6 protein-coding genes are annotated in these 8,785 nt (G+C 42.2%); all 6 read right to left on the reverse strand.

Translation table 11 applies throughout. The annotated features are described in order from the left end of the window. Positions 1-29 precede the first annotated feature (29 nt). The 6 genes from M2137_RS10300 to M2137_RS10325 all read right to left on the reverse strand — a co-directional run bounded on the left by M2137_RS10300 (position 30) and on the right by M2137_RS10325 (position 8,063). Positions 30-1,115 (reverse strand): hypothetical protein, encoded by a 1,086-nt coding sequence (locus tag M2137_RS10300; RefSeq protein ID WP_280766352.1) that lies wholly within the window; start codon positions 1,113-1,115, stop codon positions 30-32. Between the two features lie 576 nt (positions 1,116-1,691). Next, positions 1,692-2,990, reverse strand: a complete 1,299-nt coding sequence (locus M2137_RS10305; protein ID WP_280766353.1) for a fimbrial protein — start codon at positions 2,988-2,990, stop codon at positions 1,692-1,694. 52 nt (positions 2,991-3,042) lie between these two features. Next, positions 3,043-4,098, reverse strand: a complete 1,056-nt coding sequence (locus tag M2137_RS10310) for a fimbrial protein (RefSeq protein WP_280766354.1) — start codon at positions 4,096-4,098, stop codon at positions 3,043-3,045. A 45-nt stretch (positions 4,099-4,143) separates the two neighbouring features. Further along, positions 4,144-5,097 carry a FimB/Mfa2 family fimbrial subunit gene (locus M2137_RS10315; RefSeq protein WP_280766355.1) on the reverse strand — a complete coding sequence of 318 codons (954 nt, stop codon included), beginning with the start codon at positions 5,095-5,097 and terminating at the stop codon, positions 4,144-4,146. Between the two features lie 54 nt (positions 5,098-5,151). Further along, entirely contained in the window at positions 5,152-6,429 is a 1,278-nt protein-coding gene (locus M2137_RS10320) for a fimbrial protein (RefSeq protein ID WP_280766356.1), read from the reverse strand. Positions 6,430-6,731: 302 nt separating this feature from the next. After that, positions 6,732-8,063: a fimbrial protein gene (locus M2137_RS10325; protein ID WP_280766357.1), complete on the reverse strand. Its 1,332-nt coding sequence runs from the start codon at positions 8,061-8,063 to the stop codon at positions 6,732-6,734. Between the last annotated feature and the right edge of the window lie 722 nt (positions 8,064-8,785).

An 8,785-nucleotide genomic window follows, 5' to 3' on the forward strand; every position in this document is an offset into this window, starting at 1 on the left:
TGTCAAATAGGAACGGTTTGAAAGCTTGCCTATTCTAATGCTTCCGAGGTCACCTCTTCCACCTCTACTTCAAATTCATTGTATAACCAGTCCAAGGTATAGCATTTCACCGTGCATTCAATATTATCGCCTGTCACTTTCACGTTTGCTGTCAACTGATAGATATAACCAGCCTGGATATAGGGATGACCTGTATTATTTGTGAAGTCACCTGCTGCTGTCTCGCGATTGATCACATAGGTTCTTTTTTCTGTGTTACTACCCACCTCGAATGTCAATTCAAGGGCAGTCAGGTTTGCTAATTTACCATCTACTACAACACCTGAGTTAGGATAGGTAACAAAAGAGGCTAAAGTAGCAGGGAGACCTTCAGTTACCTTACCATCTTCTACGTCATATAATTTAAATCCATTCGACATATTCCAAGCAACATTAGCATAGACCGGATTAGCTACTTGCCCGTCTTTCAATTGACGCATCGTGTTCTGGTTCAGAAGACGAACACTTTTCAAGGTAACGTCGGTCGGCAATGTATTGTTTGCAAAAGTTGAACTAACATTCACCTCTTTCAATTCTACCTTGGCAGTCAGTTGTTGCAAATGAACGGGTAATGCTTTTATATTTGCAGGTTTTCTAGCATCCTCAATGGTTGGGTAGCCTTCTTCTTTCGGAATCATGAACTTATCCGTCTTACCAAATTTAACCAATTTATTCAGGTCGGTCTTGTTGGCATCATCTTTACCTAAATAAGCAGCTTCAACAGCCGATCTTGTTGTCAAGCCGGCAAATGATTCTTTGCTATCACCTATTACATATACATCATAAGTAGTACCGGTCTTCAGTAATACCTGCATATTTAACACATTGGTGTCTATTCCGTTTTCATCCTTCACAAAAGACACACCGTCTTTTGCAGAGTAAACATTGTCACCTTTGAATACAATTACAGAAGCTGTCTCGATCATATTAGAAGGAGTAGTCGTGCCATTAGTAGAAGTACCGGCCTTTGTTCCCAGGCCAGTTCCATTCAGATCAAAAGAAACATACAATTCGGTTGCGTCTGCATCGGTTGTTGGGTTTGCTTTTGTAATTTCGTTTAAAACGTCGTCTTCCATAGAACATGCAACGGTTGCAAAAAGGAAGGAAGCAATTAAAAGTATATTATTCAGTCTCATATCGAAATAGTTTTGCTGTTATTACCGGTTTATATGATAGCAAAAATAGACTCAAATTCGATAAGTGGCGATAGGTGGCAATTTCAATTTTAAGGGGTAAAACTACCAATTTCACAAGGGTTGAAAGGAATACCTTCAAAAGGATAGAAATACCACGCTTTGCGTAAAGAACCCCGATAAATAAAAGGGTTTTGGGTTACTGCCGAAAAGGGAGAATAGCGCTCCCCCTACCCCTTTGCTTTACGCCTTCGGCTAAGCGAACGTTGTTTGCTCTGCGCTATCGCTAAGCGAGCTCCGGTTCCCCACAAGAGAGGGGGGGATTAGTGGTTTCTTCAAAGAGGGAAGGAATTGGAAGGTGGGTCATTCTTATTTGGGTACTTATTTCGGTATTCCCTGGATCTTCCAATATTACCAAATCCGAAGATACCACCTGTCTGAATCAGGATTAACAAAAAATCCCCTGCTTCCTTTCGGAGGCAGGGGATTTTCTATTTGTATATTATGGGACGATTACTATTAAAAGCCCGGATCTGTTTCTTCTTGTATCACAATCTTCCACTTTTCTACCGTGATCGTAGGTTGAATCATTACGTAGTTGTCTTTCAGGTCGGGGCCATCAGAACCTAACCCTTTAATGGTTACGTTTACTTTATATACCCAGTTGCGATCGATGGTTACCGTCTTACTGTCGCGTATTCCTTTGATAGGCACCTGATAATAGGTCTGTCCCAACTTTGTTCCATTCTTCAAAATAACTTCCCCGGCGATAATCATACGGGTGTCGCCTGTTGCCGGATCACCACCATATATGGTATGATTCTCAAAAGCATAACAGAAGAAAGACTCCGGAAGAACCGGTTTCTTACCTTCTTCTTCTGTAGTAATGAAAGACTTGGTATTGCCATCCGCCAAGAGAATCGGACCACCATTCTCCGTTTTTGTATAATCTTTTAGGAAAAGATCATTTCTTAGCGTTGATGGACTAATTATATAGGTCATTTGCGGATCAAAATCGCCTGGCCCTCCACGGTAGTAAGTAGCAATCTTCTCATAAGTGGGAATCTTCTCTGTAAGAACAAGGAACGTACCGCCTCTCATATTTACCATAAATACCGAATCCAAACGGAACGTAGCACCATCCCACTGATCTTCAAAATTCACAGCAATGCTTTCCAACTGGATACGTGCTGTCTGACGGGTCATAACCACCTTCTTCGCATTTGTATCATCATAGTCATAGCCTTGCGTTTCTAATACCTTTACGCCATCGTAGATTTTAAGATCATTATTATCTGCCGAATGGTCATCCAATAGATAATTATAGCTCAAACGTGCTTTCGCGTCATAAGGAACCAATTTTACTCCCCGGAATATTTTGCTGACCATAAGCAGATCTCCCCGTATTTCTGAAATAATACTTTCCGAATTATTATTCAAACAATCAAAACCTTGTGTTTCCGCCAATGCCAGAATATCATTCAAATGATTAGCCACCAATACAATATCATACGTACCAGCAGGTACAACCACATCACCGATCTCTGTCGCAGACACTCCATTTTGAGCTGTTACTGTCTTCCCCTTCACCAATTCTTGAGTAGTAGGATTAAACAGAAGCACCGTCAGCTTATTAATAAAGTCTTCATCCGGCAAATAATTCAGATCCTGCGTCGCTTTTGTTGCCATCGGATTGCTTATCCCGATCTGTAGCGAAACCTCCTGATCCTCGACCTGAATCGGCTGAGGGGTCTCATCGTTACAGCCCACCATCAGGATGGCGGCCATTGTCATAAGTATCAAATATATTCGTTTCATAACGTTCTCCTTTTTACGTGTTATCAATTTTCTTTTTCTTTATGTCCACTGATTAGTCGTCTATCCAAGGATATTCCACATCTCCCCAGTCTACTACGGTTACCTGCACACCTAAAGCGGTTACATCTTCTTCCTCTTCGAAGCTATTCTCACCAAACGTCAGGGTTATATTATACACATAATTGCGATACACATATTTATGTCCATCATGTTTTCCGGTCACATGCACGCCATTCTGATTGATTACACCGATAAAGGTTTTTGTGATCGTAGTATCAAACTCTTCATTGGGAAGCAGGGTAGCTGTAATCTTTACTTGTGTCGGATTTTCAATCTCTTCTGTATTGTGCATACCGGCATTTTCCATCACATAACGATGATAGATAAAGTCATTGTAGGTAGGACGTACCCCATCGGTAATCACTAAATCGGGAGTATGTACCGGGGTAGCCGTCAGGTTGTCACCCTTATTTTCTACCACACCCCAATCGTCTACACTAAAATAGTGTGCATCGGTACGTACATTATCGAACCAGATCCTTTCAACCTTCACCTGGCGACCGGCCAAGCCTTCTTTCCCTTTGAAATTAACATAGATACCTGCTACCTGCAGACGAGCAGGCACACGGGTCAACAGGACTTCTCCCAACGGATTGTCGCCTGTTACCAGGTTTTTCGTTATCACCTCCGAGCTCATCACCAGATTAGTCTGCGATTGTGCCGAGAGCTGCGTTAACGCTGCATCCAGTTGGTCGTATGATTGAATGGTACTCTCAAAGTTAGCCGGTGCGTTGGCAATAGCTACGATTCGGGAGTTACCCGAAGCAGCTTGGATTCCTTCGATAGGATATTCGTATTCTGCCTCAACATTCGGATAGTTGCCCACTCCGGTCTTGCTGCCGTCTTCGGCAAAGACAAAGATAGCCAGCGTATTGATTTTTGCCTCGCCCGGCAATTCATTCGGATCCTCAGCCTTCGTTCTTTTCTGTACCTTCAAGTTGACAGAAATCCGTGCGTCCTTCCCGTTGAGATCGGGCAGATCTTCATTTCGGCAAGCCGAGAAAGCGATCGCTACGCACATAAACAATATGATATTTCTTAGTTTCATAATCGATATACTTTTTTGTTATTTCTTACGGTTTAAATGTAAAGGTTAGAATTCAATGGGGTCTTCCACATATCCCCAAGGACGTATAATCACTCTTGTTCCAACATATACACCATCATCACCCCATTCGAAGAGAACAAAGGTATCTTTTTCCGGAACAATCTCAATTTCTGCTTCATCCACATAGTCAAACATATCTTCATCCAACACATTTCCATCGGCTGTCCGGATAAGCGCTTTCAGGTCTTTAGAGGCAATACCATAATCTTCCACTTCCGGAGAAACCCACTCGTCAGCCGTGAAGTTCAATGCGCTATAAGCATCCGACTTAGGAATACCCCAACCGCCATCTTGTGCCAGGGTTGCTTCGGCGCTCAGCGGGGTTGCTTCACTATCCAAGCCACCTTTCGTATCATTCAGGCGAAGATAGAATTCCTTATCAGAGATACCGACTCTATCCAGATAGCGCTGCAGGTTATAGGTTGCCATCGTAATGGTTCCTGCTTTGGGACCGATTTCGATCCACTCGTCCTGGCGCAGATTGCCTTCCGCCGTTACGATCGCTTCCGTTCCGCCAAACAATTCCACCTTAGTGGCTCCTACTCCATCTTCTTTCGTTGCCAGCATCAACTTAAAGTCTTGCATGGTTTGGCTTTCATATATATTTACTGTATTCGCTGCGCCCAAGGCATTACCCCAAGCTAAGAAAGACAGTTTCATACCTTCTTTATAAGGTGTTTTCAGTTTGATCTCTTCCATCGCAATGATCTGACTGTAGGTCATCGTTACTGATTCGAGGTATTTCCCATCTCCGTCGAACACATAGATGGTAGCATCTTGGGCACGGCTATTCTGGGTAATATCTATACCAGCGACATTGAGCACTCTCAGTCTCAGTTTATAGCATTGATCCAGATCTTCATTGATACATCCCGTGGCTAAGAAAGCAAAGGCGCAGACTGCCAGGACAAGACGTTTTGTAAAATGTATATGTTTCATAACTGCTGATTTTTTTCTTATTGCTATATTATTCTTTTTCTTATTGTTTACAACTTATTCCAGATCACCCGGTACATTTACATCGCCATACCAGTCGGCAACCACTACCTTCGCATTGAAATTAATGAAATTAGAAGGCAGCCAAGGTTCATCGGAGCCGGGACCAAATACAGTCACCCGAATATCGTAACTATTATTACGCATGATGCCTTGGTGATTTGGTCTTAATACGCCAGTTTGTGTCGATTTCCCTATATTAATAGGAATCGGATAATAACGGTTCTCTATTGTTTGTTCATCTCCATTCTTGTCTTTATATACGTATGTACCCCGAAGCACTAAGTAGGTTGTATAGCCGGGCGTGTTTCCTACACCATCCAACGCATTTTCATAGATATAGAACTGTTTATCGTCGATTGCTTTACCCTCTACGCCTGTCTTTTCATCGTTTGTAGGGGTCAAGACAATAGGAGAATCAAATTGATGAGATAATAGGCCTTTTTCCAATTTCGTTTGACCGCCTTCCTGATCACCTACCGGCGTCTTGTATGGGCGATCGCCCCAGAACGCATGCGAACCATACCACCAGCCATTGGCGGGCAATGCGGTGTTTGCTACTTCCACCTGTAAATACTCTTTATTCGAAGCGATATACGAACGGCTCTTTACATTACCCAGGAACATCGAGTCGATTGTCAGACTGATAGTCGTGCCAAATTGGTTATCTGTGTCATCGATCGCTACCGACATCAATTGTACGCGTGCTACGGTACGATACAGTTTAATCAACGTACCATCCGGCTCCCGATAGATTGAAAGGCCATTTTCTTTCGCCTGCACGTCGTCAACGCTATAGCCCATCATATTGTAAGCACGCTCCCGGATCTCCACCGATTTGATTTCACTGCTCATAGTGAAACGTCCCATGGTTTCGGAGTCTAATGCAGTCGTCACGGCTAAAGCGCCAGTAAAATCGGTCTTCTTAAGTTCTTCAAGCACAGCATGGCCTACATTGGCAAATACCAACACCTTGGCTAATCCCGGAGTCACAGAAATGCTGTCGACCTCTGTAGTTGCGCCGGCTGCTATCTGTTTTGTCTTATTGGCCAAAAGAGCGCCAGAATTGGCGTCATACACAAACACCGACAGGGAGTCGATGGTTGCATCATCCGCTTTTGTCATTCCTTTGGTTTTCACTTCGCGTGTGTCGATCGCCATAGAAAGCAGGGCGGTTCCCGGTTGAATCGGATTGTCTAAAATCGGTTCATTGTCTGAGCAGCCTACGAGTACGCTGATAGCTGCCATGCATAAAATATAATTCTTCAGTTTCATAATGATATATATTTCATTCTTAATCTTATTGTAAACTCTACTTTTAATGAGACAAAAATAACAGATTAAAACGATATAAAAGATAGGCACTTCTCTCTATCTTAAGGGTTGTATGTATCAATTTTTCGCCTGTGATAGTTTTACCTCTGCAACCAATATTTTCAACCGTTGCTCTTCGTATTTCACCCTTCGTATCACCGTTTGCGCAATGCTTTCGCGCCTGTCTATCCTATAAACAAAAAAAGCCTCCGAATGTTCGGAGGCTTTGAATATTTTTGATTTAAAAAATCAAGGACAGAATCTTATTCAATAGTGAAATCGAAATCTACTTCACCCCATGCTACAACTCTTACCTGAACACCCAGCATAGTTTTGTCACCACCACCATAAGGAGTAGAATAACCTGTTGAGTTGATAGTAGCTTTCACATTATATTGCAGGTTACGTTTGATACCGATATATTTGTTATCAGCACGAGCTTCAAGTTCACGGTCGCCACCAGCAAGGAATTCATTCGCATAATTGAAATCAGCGTTTGCCTTAATGCTATAAGGAATAGCTCCTACAGGAACAGGCCAGTAACGGTTTGAGATTTTGGTTCTTTGCACTTTAGGTTCTCCTGATCCGTCGTCAACAAGCATATCGTATTCGAGGTCACCGGCAATTACCAACAATGTGTGAGGAATTGTATTGGTTGAAAGTGTATCCGCATCGTTTTCATACACATAGAATGTAGCATTAGCACCTTCTACTTTAGACACATCCACTGTTACCTGTGCACCGTTTACAGATACCATTTGAGTTGAAAGAGTACCATCCAAAATAGGAAGGTTAGTAGAAGCTGCCGGTTTGATATACTTGTCAGTAGCATAAGCGGCATAAGCGTCATCATCCAATCCATGATAGAAAGTCTTAAGTGCAGGAAGAACAGGAAGAGCAGAAGTCCATTCGCCAGTTCCACCGGCAAGCATAGTCGTTCCTTGTGCACCTAAAACAAATACATCTTTAATAGTCAATGTAGGATTTGAATAGTAAGGAGTATTACCAGTTTCTTCAGTATCAGCCAGCTTAGCACCTAAGTCAATTTCACCTAATACGATCTTAGCCACGTTGCGGAACATCTTGATTTCACCAGTGAAATCACCTGTTGTAGGAGTAATGTCAATACCATCAGCAGGCGCAGGTGATGCTGCATCGTAACCTAAATAGTTGATTACATTTTTAGTGATTTGGATAGTATACACACGGCTATTCATAGACAAACCGCTTACACCTTCTGTATGAAGCTGTTTAGTAGCTCCCATAAAAGTACTTAATGGAGTTACACCTTCTGCTATTGCAAAAGCAGGTGCGCCGTTCGCAAGAACAATAACCTTCTTCTGACCTTCAGTCACAGCGAAAGGAGGAATCACTGTAGAGTTCTGAACAGAACCTATAGCTTCCAGGATATCACCAGTACCAAATACATAAGCAGTAAGCGTGTTTACATCACCGTCTGCACGTGTATTTAACTTTTCTGTTTTCAAACTCAACATAGTACCTTCTTCAATCGCCGGGATGTCTTCTCCCTTGTCTGAACAAGCTGTGAATGCCACAGCTACCATCATACCAAATAATACATTTCTTAGTTTCATATCAAAATAAATTAAAGTTGAAAAATTTAATTGTTTCTCTCGTTTTTATAAAATTGTTATTATTACTATTTTCTTTTCTTACGGTTAATCTCCTCTTGTCTTGTAGAAGTATCCGACTTTCTCACAATAAACAAAGAAAAGGGATTAATGTTCGTTTGGGTTCGCACTTTTTTTTTCAAACGCTTAACATGCTTGGGAACCACAACGCAAATGTATATCAGCTTTCGTAAACCGAATGTAGGCGAACCACTCATTTTTCGAGGGTAAAAACATCAAATGCCCCAAAAGGTGCATTTTGATAGAATTTTACCCTATTTTGATAAAAACAACACGGTTGCCAAGATGGCCCGGAAAGAGATCAACCTAAAAAACGCACTTCTTTCCCTCTGATTTTCAATCAATTCAGATTTACTATCCGACATTTTCCTGTGAGCCAAAAAAGTATCAAACAGAGGGGGTATTTGTTTCAGCCCAGCTAAAAACAACCTCCTCGGCGGGGATGAGTGGGAAATATGTCAGGGAAATAAGAGGATTACAATGGCTATCTCCCTCCCGGGCGGGGAGGGGATCTTATTATATATATGTAGAGAAGGGAAGGAGATGGGAGATGGGATCAGATAATGTAAGAATTGAAGGTAAGCAGGTAACGCCCATAGGCGTTTAACTCCTAATAACCCCCAGTGAAGAGAGCGAAGCGAACGACTGGGGGTGCTGCATAAAGG

Source organism: Parabacteroides sp. PFB2-10 (assembly GCF_029893085.1).
Classification (GTDB): Bacteria; Bacteroidota; Bacteroidia; order Bacteroidales; family Tannerellaceae; genus QVMG01.

Coding starts and splice junctions, on each gene's coding strand:
- M2137_RS10300 (WP_280766352.1), bottom strand. CDS start 1,115: ATGGAAGACGACGTTTTAAACGAAATTACAAAAGCAAACCCAACAACC.
- M2137_RS10305 (WP_280766353.1), bottom strand. CDS start 2,990: ATGAAACGAATATATTTGATACTTATGACAATGGCCGCCATCCTGATG.
- M2137_RS10310 (WP_280766354.1), bottom strand. CDS start 4,098: ATGAAACTAAGAAATATCATATTGTTTATGTGCGTAGCGATCGCTTTC.
- M2137_RS10315 (WP_280766355.1), bottom strand. CDS start 5,097: ATGAAACATATACATTTTACAAAACGTCTTGTCCTGGCAGTCTGCGCC.
- M2137_RS10320 (WP_280766356.1), bottom strand. CDS start 6,429: ATGAAACTGAAGAATTATATTTTATGCATGGCAGCTATCAGCGTACTC.
- M2137_RS10325 (WP_280766357.1), bottom strand. CDS start 8,063: ATGAAACTAAGAAATGTATTATTTGGTATGATGGTAGCTGTGGCATTC.